Here is a 15,746-nt window from a genome sequence, read left to right as displayed (position 1 = left end):
AGCGAGCGTCAGCGAGTGAACCAAAGATACAGCGCGCCTTCGCGCACGACGGAGCTGAGCGTCAGCGAGGAGCAGTCGTGAGCGAGCGTCAGCGAGTGAACCAAAGATACAGCGCGCCTTCGCGCACGACGGAGCCGAGCGTCAGCGAGGCGCAGTCGTGAGCGGCAAACCGATGCGCAAGGTGGTCTTGCGCAATCTCGCCGCGCACAAGGTGCGCCTGGCATTGACCCTGCTATCGGTGGTGCTCGGAACCGCATTCATCGCAGGCTCCTTCGTCTTCACCGATACCTTGCAGCGGACCTTCGACGGGATATTCGCCAATCAGGCCAAGGGCGTCGATGTGCGGGTGAGTCCGCAAAAACAACAGGCACAGGGTATTCCGCTCAGCGTGGTCGATCAGATCGCCAAGATGGACGGGGTGCGGGCGGTCGCGCCCAGTGTCAACGGACCGCTGGTGCTGCTGTATCCGGATGGCAAGAAGGCCGTACAGACCGGTGGCGCACCGACTTTCGGTCAGTCCTATATCCCGCCGGATAAGGCGGTCGCCGAGCCGGATAAGTTCCTTCAGGGTGTCCCACCCGCGCGCGAGGGCGAAATCGCGCTAAATACCGGCGGTGCGGAACGCGCGGGTCTGCATGTCGGTGAGAAGACCAAGGTGCTGGTTCCCTCGCACGGCAATCCGATCGACGTCACGCTCACCGGAATCTACGAAGTCCCGTCGGACACCGGCGGATTCATCGGTGTGCTGTTCGACGACACGCAGGCGCGCCAGCTGTTCACCGACGGCACGCATGTCGCCTATGTCGATATCGCGGCCGCTGCCGGTACTCCCGGCGACGAACTGCGCGACAAGATCGCGAACGTGCTGGTGGATTACAAGGTGCAGAACGGCGATCAGGTGCGCGCCGATCTGAAGAAGGAAGTCTCCAACGCGCTCAACTTCATCAATTACTTCCTGCTCGCCTTCGGTGCGATCGCACTGATCGTCGGCACCTTCATCATTTACAACACCTTCTCGATGATCGTGGCCCAGCGGCTGCGTGAGTTGGCGCTACTGCGCGCGGTCGGCGCGAGTCGACAACAGGTCGGCCGATCCGTGGTGGCGGAGGCGCTGGTCATCGGATTGATCGGCAGCGCAATCGGTTTGGCGGGCGGCATCGGTCTTGCCTTCGGGCTTTCGGCACTGCTCAATGCATTCGATCTCGGCCTGCCGACCGGATCGCTGACGGTGCTGCCGCGCACGGTGATCGTCGGGCTGCTCGTCGGATTGCTGGTGACGGTGGTCAGCGCCTATGCGCCCGCGCGTCGCGCCGCCAAGATTCCGCCGGTGCAGGCCATGCGCGAGGAGTTCGCCTCGACCGGTGAATCGCTGCGGCTGCGGACCGGAATCGGCATCGCGCTGGCCGTCGCGGGTGTGGTGCTCGTGCTGCTCGGCGCGCAGAAGACCGGCGGCCACGCCGCATTGACGGTCGGGATCGGCGCGCTCGGCCTGATCTTCGCGGTACTGCTCGCCGCGCCCGCATTGTCGCGGCCGGTGGTGGGCGGTCTCGGGGTGCTGCTGCGGCCGTTCGGGTCGATCGGCCGGATGTCGCGCAATAACGCCGCGCGCAATCCACGGCGCACTGCCGCAACGGCTTTCGCGCTCACCCTCGGTCTGATGCTGGTGACCGCGATCGGCATGCTCGGCGCATCGGCGAAAGCCAGCGTGAGTGTGCTCGTCGATAAGGGGGTGAAGGCCGACTATGTGCTAGCCGGACCGCAGCTGATCGGTGTGCCGCTCGGTGCGGGTGACGCGGTCCGCAAATCGGTGCCCGGGGTGGCGGATGTGGTCGGCTTGCGCGGTGTCACGTTCAAGGTCGGCGATGAGCAGCTGACCGGCACCGAATTCGACGGCACGCCCGACCGCGTCATCAACTACGACATGATCAAGGGCACCAACACCCTCGGCGATCACGATGTCATGGTGTCGGAGGACGAGGCCGATAAACGCGGCTGGAAGGTCGGCGACCAGGTCACCGTGACGAGCCTCGGGTTCAAGAAGATCCCGGTCGAGGTGGTCGGTATCTACAAGAAGACGCCGCTGCTCGGCCCGTTGGTGGTCTCGCCGGTCATGTACGACGAGGTGATGCCGGTCAACTTCCGGACCAACCTGCTCATGTTCGTCAAGGCCGAGCCGGGTGCCGATCTGACCCAGATGCGTACCGATCTGGAGAATGCGACCGAGCAGTTCGTCGTGGTTCAGGTGCAGGACCGGGAGGAGTTCAAGGGCGCGCAGGGCAAACAGATCAATACGCTGCTCGCTATCCTCTACGGACTGCTCGCGTTGGCGGTGGTGATCGCCATTCTCGGCATCGTCAATACCCTGGCGTTGTCGGTGGTGGAACGCCGTCGAGAGATCGGTATGTTGCGCGCGGTCGGCATGCAACGGTCGCAGGTGCGCCGAACCATCTATCTGGAATCCATGCTGATAGCGGTATTCGGTGCGATCGTCGGGATGGTGCTCGGCCTCGGTCTGGGTATCGGCTTCCTCCGAACCCTGCGTGATCTGGGCATCGATGAGATCGCCATCCCGTGGAACCAACTGGTGCTTGTGCTCGTCAGCTCGGCCGTGGTCGGTGTGCTGGCCGCGCTGTGGCCAGGCATCCGGGCCGCCCGTACGCCACCACTGGCGGCTATCGCGGACCTGTAGGTCTACCTCGGAAAGGTACGGGCCACTCCGCCGTCGGCGCTCGGTAGACGTCGCTCGGCGGAGTAGCCGAGTCGGTGCAGAGATCCGCGCCAGTCGCTCGATGATCGGCCCCGCCGCGACAACGGTTTCGCTGCGCACGATCGGTTCGATGTGTCGCCGACCGGGTCGGCAGGAGTACGGCGAATGCCCGGTAGCCAGGCTTCCGGGCCGATGGTGTGAGTGCCGCAGCGTCACACTGAGATTCGAAGATCTCTCCGATGGTTCTGCCGGTCGTCGAGTCCACGCGGGGCTGCATGCGGTCGGTGCGCAGCTGACTGGGTGTAGGCCGGGGAGTATTGGTCGGTTAGGCGATCCAAAAGTCAGCTACTCGGGCGAGGCGTAGCCCGGACCGCGTTCGGGGCGCCGGTGACGTGGCCGGTGTCGTCGGGCAGCCGGGCGATCCCGAAGTCGGTCAACAGCGCTCGATCGTGCGAATCCAGCGCCCGCCGACCGTCGCGGCAGGACATTGCCGGGTTTCGCATCCCGATGCGTGCGGTCGAGTGCGCCCCTCGGCTGGGCGATGAGGCCGCAGCGTGCGGATCATCCAGTGAGTCGAGATCGCTGAGCAGTCGAATCGGAGGTGTCTCTCTGGTCACAGTGTGCTGAGTCTGGCTAACGACTGATGCTACGTTAAACGGAGGTTGATACTCCGTTTAACGTCTGATGACGGCCCGGGGATGAATGGGTAAGGAGGCCGCTGGCAATGGTGGCGGTGGGTCTCGGTGGTCCGAACGTGGGTTTTTCGCCCGCGGTCGGTGGCATCGCCGAGAAGATGAGGGTGGCGGTGCACGGCCGCGGCGGCGAGGCGGTTCGACAGCTCGCGTTGATCACCGTGCTCTATGTGGCCTATCGGGTCGGGCGGATGTTCACCGCCGATGACACCGTGCACGCGCTCGGCAATGCCAGGGCCATGCTCGGGCTCGAGGATAAGCTCGGGCTGCCGGAGGAGACTACGGTGCAGGCCGTATTCCTGCATCGGGATTTTCTCGCGGTACCGGCCAACTTCTATTACGCCACCGCACATTTCACGGTGGCGGTCGGGGTGCTGTTGTGCCTGTGGGTCTTCCGGCCGGAGCACTACCGCTGGACCCGCAACCTGATGGTGGCATTGACCGGGGCCGCGCTCGTCGTGCATGTGCTGATACCGCTCGCGCCTCCGCGCATGCTCCCCGATTACGGTTTCGTCGACCTCGCCGCCCTACACGGCCAATCCGTCTATGGTTCACCGGATTCCGGCGGGCTTTCGAACCAGTTCGCCGCCATGCCCTCGCTGCATGTGGGGTGGGCCTTGCTGCTGGCCTTCGCCGTGGTCGCGGCGACCCGTAGTTCCTGGCGGTGGCTGGCATTGGCGCATCCGGTGCTCACCACGCTCGTCGTGGTCGGGACCGGCAATCACTATTGGCTCGACGCGATCGTCGCGGTGGTGCTGCTCGGGTTGGCCGCGCTGCTGCATCCGCTGGTGGTGCCCGCCTCGGCTACGGCGTGGGGTGCCATGGGTCCGCAGCTGGTGCCGACGCGCTGACTCAGTTGGCTCCGGCATTTCGGTTGGCCCAGGCTTGGATATCGCCGCGGTCAAGGGCCAGGGCGAGCAGGTCCGGGAACTTGTCGGGAGTGCAGGCGAACGCCGGTACGCCGAGCGCGGCCAGGGCGGCGGCATTTTCGTGGTCGAAGGCGGGAGCGCCGTCATCGGAGAGGGCGAGCAGCACAACCACCTGAACGCCGGACTCCCGCATGGCGTTGACGCGGCGCAGCATCTCTTCGCGGATACCGCCCTCATAGAGATCGGAGATGAGGACGAACAAGGTATCGGCCGGGCGGGTGATGAGTGATTGGGAGTAGGCGATAGCACGATTGATGTCCGTGCCGCCGCCGAGTTGGGTGCCGAAAAGGACCTCGACCGGATCGCTGAGCTGTTCGGTCAGATCGACGACCTCGGTATCGAAGACGACCAGAGATGTTTTCAGCGAGCGCATGGAGGCCAGAACCGCGCCGAAGACCGAGGCGTAGACCACGCTGGAGGCCATAGAGCCGGATTGATCGATCGCGAGGACGACATCGCGGCGCACCGCCTGCGCCTTGCGGCCGTAGCCGACCAGGCGTTCGGGCACCACGGTCCGATATTCGGGGAGGTAGTTGGCCAGGTTCTTGCGGATGGTGCGGTCCCAGTCGATATCGCGCAGCCGAGGTCGGGTGACGCGGGCGGCGCGATTCAGCGCACCGGAGACCGCTGCGACGGTGTGCGCGGCAATGCGCTGTTCGATTTCGCGGACCACCTTCTCGACCACCATTCGCGCTGTCGCCTTGGTGGTTTCGGGCATCACGCGGTTCAAACTCAGCAGGGTGCCGACCAAATGCACATCGGGTTCCACCGCCTCGAGTAGTTCCGGTTCCAGCAGGAGCTGGGTCAGATTGAGCCGATCCACGGCATCGCGCTGCATGACCTCGACGACGGTGGACGGGAAGTAGCTGCGGATATCGCCGAGCCAGCGGGCCACCTTCGGTGCGGAGCCGCCTAGTCCGGCGGAGCGTTTACCGGATGTCTGATCATCGGTGTTGTAGACCGCGCCGAGTGCTCGATCCATCGCCTCGTCGTCCGCGGAACCCAACCCGCCGAGGGGTTGTTCGGCCGCGGTGCCGAGTACCAGACGCCAACGCCTGGACTGGGTTTCGTCGATCGCGTTCATCCGGTCACTCCGGGGAGTTCGGTGACGGCACTATGTCGCCACATCGTGGTTCGGGGTTGATCGAGGGGGCTGAGCGGGGTGCTGAAGGAGTGCGTCGATCTCATACCGGCACTCCCAGGATGTCCGCGACCGTGCGCATGGCGACGAGCCCGCGTTCGATATCGAATGCCGCTTCCTCGCCGGTGCGCGAGGCACCGGAGCCGCTGTCGCGCACCGCCTGGCCGATGGCGCGGCGCTCCCCGGATTCGAATGCGCCGAAGGTGCGGCGCAGTAGCGGCAGGATTTCGACGAACATATCGTCGCCGAGACCGCGCAGCCAATCGTCGATGAGCCGCAACAACTCTCGGTCGTGGACCAGTATCAGCCCGCGACCGCCGAGGAACCCGTCGATCCAGGCCGCCTTGGCGGCGGCCGTATTGCCGATCGATAGCGCGGCGGAAAGCCGACGTGCGGAATCGGTTTCGTCGATGCGCCCGGCATCGGCCAGCAATCGGACGGCGCGGCCGACGAGAGCGCCGTGCACATCGTCACGGTCGGCCAGGCGGTGCAGGGCGGCGAGCCATTCGCTGGTTGCCCAATCATTGTCGCGGGTGTGGATGGCGGTGTGCGCGGCATCGAGTTGGGTGCGCAGATGTTCGGCGGCATCGGTATCGAGGCCGGTCACCGCGCCGGGCAGGCCTGCGCATATCCGCACGAGCAGACCGTCCGCGACGTGGGCGAGTGCCTCGGTATCGGTGCCGCGGACATCGCCGTAGCGCAGTGTGCGGGTCAGGCCGGGAAGGGCGGCGAGCAGGTGGGTTACGTCGTGGTCCAGTGCCGCTGCCGACTCCAGGCGGGTGATCAGGCCATTGGTGGCATCGCCGAGGTCGGCGAGCAGCGCGACTTCGAGTGCGTCGGTGAGATCGCCGACGGTACTGCCCTCGCGGCCAGCGGTATCCAGGATTTTGGCTTCCGCCGCGGTGCGAATGGTAGTGCCCCAGCGGGAGGCCTCGATGATCGCGACGGCGAATTCGGGTCGCCACCGTAGCGTCCAGGATTCGCGGAAGGTGCCGGTGCTGCGCACTTCGCCGGTTGTCGGTGTGCCCCAGTCGATTCCGAGCACGCGCAGCCTGTGCAGCAGTCGCGAACGCTCGACTCCGCGCTCCTTGCGCAGGTCGAGATCGAGATTGCGGGACAGGGCTTCCTGCTCGAGCCGCAGCGCGCGGATCCGGGCGCGCAGATCGGCATCCAGCGGGACGGTCGGCGTGCCATCCGGCACGGCTCCGAGTGCCTCGCCGACCACTAGTTCGGAAGCGACGAGCCGCAGCATCGTCTCATCGCCGGCGCACATCACCGACCGCACCGCCTCGGTGACCTCCGACAGTCCGGCAAGCGGCCGAGCCCGCAGCACCGCGAGCGTATCGGCGAGCCGGACGGATTCGATGATGTGCGCACTCGACACCGGCAGATCGTGGGCGCGCAGTACTCCAGCCACCTTGGTCAGCCAGCGCGCGATCGGCTGCTCGGTCTCGGTGAACAGGTGGTGATACCAGCCCGGCGAAGTGATCCCGGCACCGTATCCGGAGGTCGTCGCCAGCCGCGAATGCGTCCACGGCACCCAAGTCACCGTCGCCTTCACCTTCGGCAGCCCCTTGAGCAACTTGGTGTCTGCCGTCGCCGGACCCAACTTCCCCGCCAACGCCGGTGCATGCCATGCCCCACACACCACCGCAACCCGCCGCGCCCCCTCCTTCAATACCTTCCGCATCGTCTGCCGCATATACGCCTCACGCCGAAGTGTGTGCGTGTCGATTCCAAGGGGTTCGCGCTCGGCGTGTTCGAGCCCGATCGCTTCGCCGACAGTGTCGCCGGTCGGTGCGTTCTCACTGGCCGCCTCCCCGAGTGCGGCACGGCCTACGACGGTGTCGGGTGCTATGCGTTCCTGCTGGAGTTGGTCATGTGTCGGCCCTTCGCATGTGTCGCCGGGTTCGACCTCGATGGGGTTGGCGGTCATGCCTCGTTCAGCTGCTTCGCGCAGTGCGCCCATTGCCTCGGTGATTGCTTCGAAAGCGTCGGTGTCGGCGACGGATTCGACTACTGCGTCCCACCAGCGTTCGGCATCGTCGTAGCCGGCGGCGGCGGCCAATTCGGCGAGTGGGTCGATGCGGTCGCCCGGTTCGTCTTCGGTGGCCAGGACAGTGGTGGCGGGCAGATCGCAGAACCGGACCGGCACTGCGTGTTCCACCGCATATCGCAGCGCCTGCCATTCGGGGGAGAATACGGCGAAGGGCCAGAATGCGGCCTTGGCGGGCTGATCCGGCACGTAGGCCAGCAGCGCGACAGGCGGCGACATTCCCTCTGCCGCAACGTATCCGACCAAGGGATCGGCATCTGCCGGACCCTCGATCAGGATCGCGTCGGGACGAAACTGCTCCAATGCGGCACGCAGGGATCTGGCCGAACCCGGGCCGTGATGGCGGATACCGAATACGCGGGTCACCGGACCGCTCGAGGCTGCGCTCTGCTGCTCGTCCACTGTGTTTGTCTTCCTCACCGTGTCACCCCCGGTTGGACAGCCGATGTCGTCGGATCAGATGTCGCCGCGCCCTCATCCGGTGACCTCGCGGCAGGCGCGGTAGAAGTCGGACCACTCGGGACGTTCACGCACAACTGCTTCCAGATATTCGGTCCAGATGACAGCGTCGCCCACCGGATCCTTGATGATCGAGCCGAGGACCGCGCCCGCGATATCCGAGGCACGCAAGGTGCCGTCGCCGAAGTGTGCCGACAGGGCAATGCCATTGGTAATCACCGAGATCGCCTCGGCGGTGGACAGGGTGCCGGAGGGTGTCTTGAGTTTGGTGCGGCCGTCGGCAGTCATACCGGAGCGCAGCTCGCGGAAGACGCGAACAACTCTGCGCACCTCCTCGGCCGCAGCCGGAACAGTTGGAAGTTCGAGCGCGGAGCCGAGCTGTTCGACGCGGCGGGTCACAATGGCGACCTCCTCGTCCTCACTGGCGGGCAGCGGCAGCACAACGGTATTGAAGCGGCGGCGTAACGCGGAGGACAGGTCGTTGACGCCACGGTCACGGTCATTGGCAGTGGCAATCACATTGAAACCCTTGGCCGCCTGCACCTCCATCCCGAGTTCCGGCACCGGCAGCGTCTTCTCGGATAACACGGTGATCAGCGCATCCTGCACATCGGACGGAATACGGGTGAGTTCCTCGATCCGCGCGATCGCACCGCGACGCATCGCCGTCATGACCGGCGACGGCACCAGCGCACCCTCGCTCGGCCCCTCCGCGAGCAGCCGCGCATAGTTCCAGCCATAGCGGATAGCCTCTTCGGCGGTGCCTGATGTGCCCTGGACGAGCAGCGTCGACGCGCCGCTGATCGCGGCCGAAAGATGTTCCGATACCCAGGTTTTCGCGGTGCCGGGCACGCCGAGCAGCAGCAGCGCCCGATCGGTCGCCAGCGTCGCGACCGCCACCTCCATGAGGCGACGCGGTCCGACGTACTTGGGGCTGATCACGGTGCCGTCGTCGAGCGTGCCGCCCAGCAGATAGGTGACCACCGCCCATGGCGACAGCTGCCACGACGGCGGCCGCGGCCGATCATCGATCGCGGCCAGCGTCCGCAACTCCTCGGCATACGCCTGTTCGGCATGTGGACGCAACAGCTCCGGCATCGAATCGGTAGTGGTCACTGCAACTCCTCGAGCATCATCGAGCGGTGGTTGAGGTCATGGGCGAGCTGATCGAAGGCTCGCTCCCAATGGGGATCGGTGCATCGGCGTGCCACCGCAGTGGCCGTCCGCGCCGCGCTGACGGGTAGATGTACGGCCGCCACGGACAGCAGTGACCGATGCGCGCTCGGTCCGGTGCCATGCGCTTCCGGGCGCTTGGCTGCGGCGCGTGCGCGTTCGAACAACAACAGAATCAGGTGTTGGGCAAGGGGCTCCGGCCACGGATGGCCCATGGCGGGCAGCAATGCCTCGAGCTCCGAGAGCCACGCGCCGTCCAATTGCAGCAGATGCCGAGTGCGATCCGGCAGCGGCAGCAGCGCGAATAATTCACGCCGCCGCAGCATCGCCAGATCGGTCGGCACGCCCGCGTCGAATAGCGCCCGCGCCCAGGTCGGATCATGTTGTGCCAGTGCGGCATCCACCCAGCCGTCGAACAGCGGCTGGCGGAACCGTTCGCTGATCTTGGCGCGGGTGGCCTTGTGCGGCGCGCCGAGTTCGGACTCCCAGTGCGTCAGCGGTGTCGCCGCGACGAGTTGCCGTAGTCGACCCGCTCGCAGATCCGGTGCTCCGTCCCAGCGATAGGTGAACTCAACGGTGCGGTCGTTGATGCCGTCCCTGCGGTCCGCGTCATCGAGCTCCTCCGGAATGCGGACAACCAGATTCGGGTGCAGCAGCATATGTTCGACCGTGACCCATGCGCTCGCGCGCCGAGTCATGCGCTGGGTGAATGCCGAACTCGGCAGCAGTGGCAGCAGTGCGGCCGCGACTCGCCGCACATCAGATCGCCGATCGTCCAATGCGGCCTCGAGCAGCGGTTCGTCGTCGGCCGAAATCCCATCGGCGAGTATGGCCAATAGCTCCGCCTTCAGCGGACCGGATTCCTTCGGCCAAGACGCGATCAGTGCTTCCCGTGCGGCCTTGGCATCTCGGCCGCGCAGCTCGGTGAGCCATTCGCGGCGCTCGGGCGGTTGGCCGAACAGCCAGCTCTGCGCCGTCGGCGTATCGGAAGGTCCTTGCCGCACCAGGTCGCGCCAGTCCGGATTTTGATCGGCGAGCCAGCGGCCGCGGGTTCCGGCCAGGCGCAATAGCGGCTCGCGCAGTTCGGTATCGGCCTTCGCCTGCTCGAGCAGCAGCGCGCACAGTGCATCAGGGGCGCGATAGTCGAATGGTGCTGCGGCCGTGAACCATTCGGGGAGAAACGGAGACCGATCCCGCAACAGGCGGGCGAGGCGCGATGCCGCGGCGCGGGGCAGTAGTCGCCGCGCGTCATCCACGGCGGGCTCGGGCTTGGCCGCCGTGCTGACGGATACGCCGCCGCGCGCGAAAGCCCCACGCAGAGCGGCGGATTCGAGCAGCAGCAGTGCCGGATCGGTGCGCAACCTGGTCGCGGCGGCCGCCACCGGAGCCGCGAGTCGAGCGGGATCGGCTGCCCTGCGAGCAGTGCCGAGCAGTGCCACCGAGGTCAGCTCCTCGGACACCAGCGCATTCGATGCCTCGCGCGGCCCGAACTCCGCACTACCCACATCGACGACCTCACCGGCGGTGCATACCGAGATCGGCACCAATCCGGCCACACCCCATTCGGCGGCCAGTGTCAACGGATGGCCACCGGAGACCCCGAGCAGTCGCCACGGCTGCTCGGCGGCCGCAACAGGTAGCGCGGTGCCATTGGATTCGGTGATATACCAGCCATTTTCAGTCCATACCGGCGCGACATCGGTGAGCAGCAGCGGCCGCGATCGCAGCCACGGATCGCCCGCGAGCGCCTCGGCATGTACGGCCAATGCGCCAGCGATCGTACCGTCGGCGACCGGCAGCGTGGTGAACGGTTCGGCCGCACCGTGCCGTTCGCCCCAGAGCGCCCGCAGCGGCGCGCCACCCGGGTAGTAGTGCAGATCGGCTTCGGCCATCATCCCCGGAAGTGGTACCTCCACCGAGAAGCTCGGCGAACCGAAGGAATGCTCGAGCAGCAGTGCCCAGCGGCGAGTCCGCCTGCCGTACAACCAGGTTCGGCGCGTATAGAGGCGCTCCTCCTCGCTGGTCCGGATGCCGAGTACCTGCCACTGATCCCGAACCGCCGGTTCGGCGCGCACGGATTCGGCGGACGTCGGATAGCCGATATGGCTACGGACGCTTGCCCGCAGCTCCGGCGACAATTCGTCGAGGCGGCGGTGCGCGGCGATCAGCAGATGCAGTCTCGCGTATTCGGCGAGTACGACATCCGGCCAATCCGCCCTGGTCACCACGGTGGTCGGCAGCTGACGCAGCGCGGCGGCGACGCCGGGTGCCTGCGCGTCCACCATCCGGGCCGCGATCGCCTCGAAGGCACGATACGAGCGGTCTGTCTGGGCCAGTCCGGTCCGCACCTGATCGCCGAGCCAGATATCGAGTTCCTCCAGCCCCGCCGTCACCCGTACCCGCCGCTGTTCGGCGGTCGCCGGATTGGCCCTGCGGGCCTGCGGGTCGGCTGGGGGCTTGGCCGTGCGGACCGCGCGTGCGTTGATCCACTCCGCCGCGAAGGCCGCGATCGTGGCAGCTTCGGCGACCGCACCACCCGACCAGGCGAGTAAGAGCGACAACGCGTGCTTGCACGGGAACTTGCGGCTGGGACACGAGCACTTATATGCCGGACCCGCCAGATCCACGATTGTCTGATAAGGCTTGGAGCCGCTGCCCTGACACAGGCCCCACAGTGCGGTGTCCGACTGTCCGGTGCCGTGCCAGCGCCCGGCGAGCTTGCGCGCGGCCGATAGCGAGCTCGCATCCGGTGCGAGCGCGCTGACCTGTTCCTCGGTCCACGGCGCGGTCATATGTTGGCTCCCGCCTGGTTCATCCGGCGGCCCCGGATCGACTGTATGTCATGTCTTCCCCCGTTACTAGGTTGGGCGAATTTCTACCGCACCCCACCGACAAGTTAGGTGGTGAGTGGGTGTTTTTCCTGGAATACGCTGCGCGGACGGCAGATTCGGCGACAACCGCGCCTTGCGCTGGTTGTCCGATTCTGGCATTCTGTCCTGTTCGGCTCCGACCGAGCCGCCCGAATCGGGCGACACACCATCGAGCTGCCCGCCGGGGTTGGCGAGGGGTGGACATCGAGCGGGGCCCAGCCTGTTCGATGGCCATACCATCCCCGCGGGCAGATTCGTATTTCCCCTTCCGACCAGGCGAAACGACACCCCTGTGGGCGAATTCGACGCCATCGGGTAGCGTTTCGCTCAACTTTCAACAGTGATACCCGTGCGGGGTTGGAGGACAAGCCGCGGTTCGGTGGCGTAGGGGGTTACGCATGCGTACAGATCCCGGAACCGATACTGCGCCGGTGCCGCGCCTGACCGAAGTGGTATCCCGGCGGCTCGCCACCGATCCCGCCGTCACCCCCGATGTGGCGCATACCGTGCTCCGCGCCCTCGGTGGCGGCGAGTCCGATGATCTGACAACCGAATTCGACAGTTCGGGCATATTCCTGCGTGCGATTCGGGTGCGCGGTTTCCGCGGCATCGGACCCGAGGCAACACTGGAGCTGTCGCCCGGCCCTGGTCTCACCTTGGTGGTGGGCCGCAACGGAAGTGGCAAGTCGAGCTTCGCCGAGGCCGCTGAACTGGTGCTCACCGGTAGTAATCGCCGCTGGGACGGCCGATCCGCGGCGTGGCGCGAGGGCTGGCGGAATCTGCACGATGGTGGTTCGGCGCGGATCGAACTCGAATTGCTCACCGCCGGAGACGATCCCGAGCTGACCATAGCCAAAGAATGGTCACCGCAGGCCGATTTGACTCAGGCGCAGTGGACGGAGCGGCGATCCCGAACCACGCCAACGGATTTCAATGGCGACCGCTGGGCAGGTCTGCTGGAGTTGTATCGACCGTTCCTGTCCTACAGCGAACTCGGCGCTCTCGTCGACGGCAAACCGAGCGATCTATTCGACGCGCTGCATCGGCTGCTCGGGCTCGACGAATTGACCGTGGCGCAGGAGCGGATTCGCAGTCGCCGACTGGAACTCGAACGCGCCGCACGGGATTCGCGTCTGGAACGCATCGAACTGGTGACCGCGCTCGGTGCGGTGGCCGACGACCGCGCGGTGCGCATGGCGGCACTGCTGCGCCCGGACCGTCCCGATCTCACCGCCATCGGTCGCGAAATACTCGGCACCGCAGAGAATCCGGTCGGACCGGATGGGCTGCGGGCAATCGTGCGGCTGGTCTTGCCGTCGGGTGCCGAGGTCGAGGCCATCGCCGCGCGCCTCGAACAGTGCCGCGCGGTCCTGGCTCGCAATTCGACCGCGGATGCCGAGGCCGATCTGCGGGTGCTGGAGTTGCTGCGGCGGGCACTCGATCATGTCGGTGCCAGCGGGGAATGCCCATGCCCGGTCTGTGGACGCGGGGAATTGGATGCGACGTGGTTGCGCGGTGCGCAAGCCTCGATTGCCGAGCTGACCTCGCGGGTCGATGCGCTCGCGACCGCACGCGCCGCACTGCGACAGGCCCTCCGCGACGCCCGCGCGCTGCCGGAGCATATTCCCCCGGAACTCGATTTCGATCCACGCAATCCGCCCACCGTCGACACCACCGCCGTGCGTCGCGCCTGGACGGACTGGGCGGCGCTGACCGGTGCCGACTACTCGCCGGACCTGCCCGATCGCCTGCGCGGTGCGCATACGCGTCTGGTCGACGAACTCGAACTGCTGCAGCAGGGCACCCGCAAGGAACTGAACCGCCTGGACGAGGTGTGGTCGCCCCTGGTGCCACGCATCAGCGGGTGGCTGGAGGGGGCGCGCGCGGTCGTCGCGAACGGCAGCGAACTGCGCACGCTCAAGCGTGCCGAGGATTGGCTCAAATCCGCGACCGCCGGATTGCGCGGGGAGCGGATGGCGCCGCTGGAGACCACGGCGCGCTGGGTCTGGCGCACACTGCGTCAGCAGAGCAATGTCGAACTCGGTGCCATTCGTTTGCAGGGCAATGCCGGAACCGCACGTCGGGTACTGCTCGATGTCACCGTCGACGAGGTGGACGGCGCCGCGCTCGGCGTGATGAGTCAGGGCGAATTGCACGCCCTTGGACTTTCGCTGTTCCTGCCGCGAGCGACGGTGGAGGACAGCCCTTTTCGCTTCGTCATGATCGATGATCCGGTGCAGGCCATGGATCCGGCGAAGGTGGACGGATTGGCCAGGGTGCTCGAGGTCATGGCGTGGACGCGGCAGGTGATCGTCTTCACCCATGACGAGCGGCTGGCCGAGGCGGTACGGCGCATGCAACTGGACGCCAGCGTGCTGGAAGTGCAGCGCCGCGAGCGCTCGGTAGTGGAAGTACGGGTCTCCAGCGACCCCATCCGCCGCTACCTCGACGACGCCCGCTCCCTCGTGCGCACCCCACAACTTCCCCCGGCGATCGCCGACGAACTGGTGGCCACCTGCTGCCGCTCCGCCGTCGAAGCCGCTAGCCTGGCCCGAGCCCGGCGCAATCTGCTCGCCGACGGCATGGACCACCGCGATGTCGAACGCCATATCGAGGGCGCACAAACCACCCGCGCAATGGTCGCGCTCGCGGTAATGGGTATCGACGGCCGAGTAGACGACCTCAACAAACACCTCGCCCGCGAAGGCAAATGGGTCGTCGACGCGTTACGCGACGCCACCGCGGGTGCCCATGTCCCCATCGGCCGCAGCATGCGCGACCTGATCGCGGACACCGAAAAGTTCGTCGGCTGGCTACGACGATGAACGGCTGCTGCGTCTCGATCGCTCGGAAGGTATCGATAGCTCGGGGGTGGCGTTGAGCGCGGCGCCTGAAGACGCGGACACTTCAGACGAGGACGAGAGTCGCGCGCCGGATGGGGATCCTTTGGGTGGCGCGCAGTCGCGAGGCATTGGCGATTCGTGGCGCACCGGGGATCAGTGGGATGGTGCTGGCCGGAAGGGGGATGCAGGCGCGCGGCACGGCGGAAATGGTCGGGTGGGAAGGCGAGTCGGGCCGGATGACTCGGGTGGGCAGAGCGGTACGGCTCGGCAGGGTCGTACAAGTCGGCAAGGCGACGGGGCTCGGCAGGGCGATGGGGCCCGGCCGGGCCGCATGGCTCGGCAGGGCGACGGGGCTAGGCAGCGGAAGGTAGGGGGTGCGGAGCGGCGGGGTGGTGGGCGCAAGCGAGAGTCGACGCGGAAACAGCATCCGCCGCGGCCGACGGTGGCTGAGCGGTTCGATGCGGTGGATCGGCTGCTCGACGGGTCGGTGACCGATGCCGACGGGCTCTGGTCGCGGGCGACGGTGTGGATTCTGCGTCTCGCGCTCGAACAGTCCGTCGACGAGTTGTGGTCGAAGGTGGCACCAGAATTGGCGCGCTGTCCGATGCGCGCACAACTGCTCGCCCTGCGCGTATTCGCGGGCGACGCCACCGCCGCGCAGGTCGCGACGGTATGGGCCGCTCTCTCCCGCGCCGCCCACCATCACGATTACGAACTCGCCCCGAGCGTCACCGAATTACGCCGCTGGCGCGAACAGACCGCCGCGATCGCCACCACCCTAGCCACAGCCGCCCCCCGCTGACCACACGCTGCGCAGAAGCCATCTGGATCAAGATCAGGTGGAATCTGTGCAGGCGCCAAGCGAGTAGCCCCTCC

10 protein-coding genes are annotated in these 15,746 nt (G+C 66.7%); 5 read left to right on the top strand and 5 right to left on the bottom strand.

Translation table 11 applies throughout. The annotated features are described in order from the left end of the window. The first annotated feature begins 172 nt into the window (after positions 1 to 172). On the top strand, positions 173 to 2,689 hold the full coding sequence (locus ACQP2U_RS34800; RefSeq protein ID WP_433716679.1) for an ABC transporter permease: 2,517 nt from the start codon (positions 173 to 175) through the stop codon (positions 2,687 to 2,689). 359 nt (positions 2,690 to 3,048) lie between these two features. Here ACQP2U_RS34800 and ACQP2U_RS34795 read toward each other — a convergent pair whose 3' ends face one another. After that, positions 3,049 to 3,324, bottom strand: a complete 276-nt coding sequence (locus ACQP2U_RS34795; protein WP_433711377.1) for a hypothetical protein — start codon at positions 3,322 to 3,324, stop codon at positions 3,049 to 3,051. Between the two features lie 107 nt (positions 3,325 to 3,431). Between ACQP2U_RS34795 and ACQP2U_RS34790 the strand changes: the two genes are divergently transcribed. Next, positions 3,432 to 4,250 carry a phosphatase PAP2 family protein gene (locus ACQP2U_RS34790; protein ID WP_433711376.1) on the top strand — a complete coding sequence of 273 codons (819 nt, stop codon included), beginning with the start codon at positions 3,432 to 3,434 and terminating at the stop codon, positions 4,248 to 4,250. A gap of 1 nt (position 4,251) precedes the next feature. Here ACQP2U_RS34790 and ACQP2U_RS34785 read toward each other — a convergent pair whose 3' ends face one another. The 4 genes from ACQP2U_RS34785 to ACQP2U_RS34770 form a co-directional block, all read right to left on the bottom strand. Beyond that, complete coding sequence (locus ACQP2U_RS34785; RefSeq protein ID WP_433711375.1) at positions 4,252 to 5,412, bottom strand: VWA domain-containing protein; 1,161 nt, start codon at positions 5,410 to 5,412, stop codon at positions 4,252 to 4,254. Between the two features lie 100 nt (positions 5,413 to 5,512). Beyond that, positions 5,513 to 7,945, bottom strand: coding sequence for a DUF5682 family protein (locus ACQP2U_RS34780; protein ID WP_433711373.1), 2,433 nt, complete (start codon positions 7,943 to 7,945; stop codon positions 5,513 to 5,515). Between the two features lie 54 nt (positions 7,946 to 7,999). After that, positions 8,000 to 9,082: an ATP-binding protein gene (locus ACQP2U_RS34775; protein WP_433716678.1), complete on the bottom strand. Its 1,083-nt coding sequence runs from the start codon at positions 9,080 to 9,082 to the stop codon at positions 8,000 to 8,002. A 14-nt stretch (positions 9,083 to 9,096) separates the two neighbouring features. Further along, on the bottom strand, positions 9,097 to 11,949 hold the full coding sequence (locus tag ACQP2U_RS34770; protein ID WP_433711372.1) for an SWIM zinc finger family protein: 2,853 nt from the start codon (positions 11,947 to 11,949) through the stop codon (positions 9,097 to 9,099). Positions 11,950 to 12,425: 476 nt separating this feature from the next. Here ACQP2U_RS34770 and ACQP2U_RS34765 point away from each other — a divergent pair, with 476 nt between their 5' ends. The 3 genes from ACQP2U_RS34765 (at position 12,426) to ACQP2U_RS34755 (ending at position 15,672) form a co-directional block, all read left to right on the top strand. Further along, a complete protein-coding gene (locus ACQP2U_RS34765) occupies positions 12,426 to 14,852 on the top strand; it encodes an AAA family ATPase (protein WP_433711371.1) in 2,427 nt (808 codons plus the stop codon). Between the two features lie 110 nt (positions 14,853 to 14,962). Beyond that, positions 14,963 to 15,241: a hypothetical protein gene (locus tag ACQP2U_RS34760; RefSeq protein WP_433711369.1), complete on the top strand. Its 279-nt coding sequence runs from the start codon at positions 14,963 to 14,965 to the stop codon at positions 15,239 to 15,241. 71 nt (positions 15,242 to 15,312) lie between these two features. Continuing rightward, the gene (locus ACQP2U_RS34755; RefSeq protein ID WP_433711368.1) at positions 15,313 to 15,672 is read left to right on the top strand and encodes a hypothetical protein; all 360 of its coding nucleotides are present in this window, start codon (positions 15,313 to 15,315) and stop codon (positions 15,670 to 15,672) included. Positions 15,673 to 15,746: the final 74 nt, after the last annotated feature.

Source organism: Nocardia sp. CA-084685 (genome assembly GCF_050955785.1).
Lineage (GTDB): Bacteria > Actinomycetota > Actinomycetes > Mycobacteriales > Mycobacteriaceae > Nocardia.
This window is presented reverse-complemented; position numbering and strand designations above follow the sequence as displayed.

Coding starts and splice junctions, on each gene's coding strand:
- ACQP2U_RS34800 (WP_433716679.1), top strand. CDS start 173: ATGCGCAAGGTGGTCTTGCGCAATCTCGCCGCGCACAAGGTGCGCCTG.
- ACQP2U_RS34790 (WP_433711376.1), top strand. CDS start 3,432: ATGGTGGCGGTGGGTCTCGGTGGTCCGAACGTGGGTTTTTCGCCCGCG.
- ACQP2U_RS34785 (WP_433711375.1), bottom strand. CDS start 5,412: ATGAACGCGATCGACGAAACCCAGTCCAGGCGTTGGCGTCTGGTACTC.
- ACQP2U_RS34775 (WP_433716678.1), bottom strand. CDS start 9,082: ATGCCGGAGCTGTTGCGTCCACATGCCGAACAGGCGTATGCCGAGGAG.
- ACQP2U_RS34770 (WP_433711372.1), bottom strand. CDS start 11,949: ATGACCGCGCCGTGGACCGAGGAACAGGTCAGCGCGCTCGCACCGGAT.
- ACQP2U_RS34765 (WP_433711371.1), top strand. CDS start 12,426: ATGCGTACAGATCCCGGAACCGATACTGCGCCGGTGCCGCGCCTGACC.
- ACQP2U_RS34760 (WP_433711369.1), top strand. CDS start 14,963: ATGGGGATCCTTTGGGTGGCGCGCAGTCGCGAGGCATTGGCGATTCGT.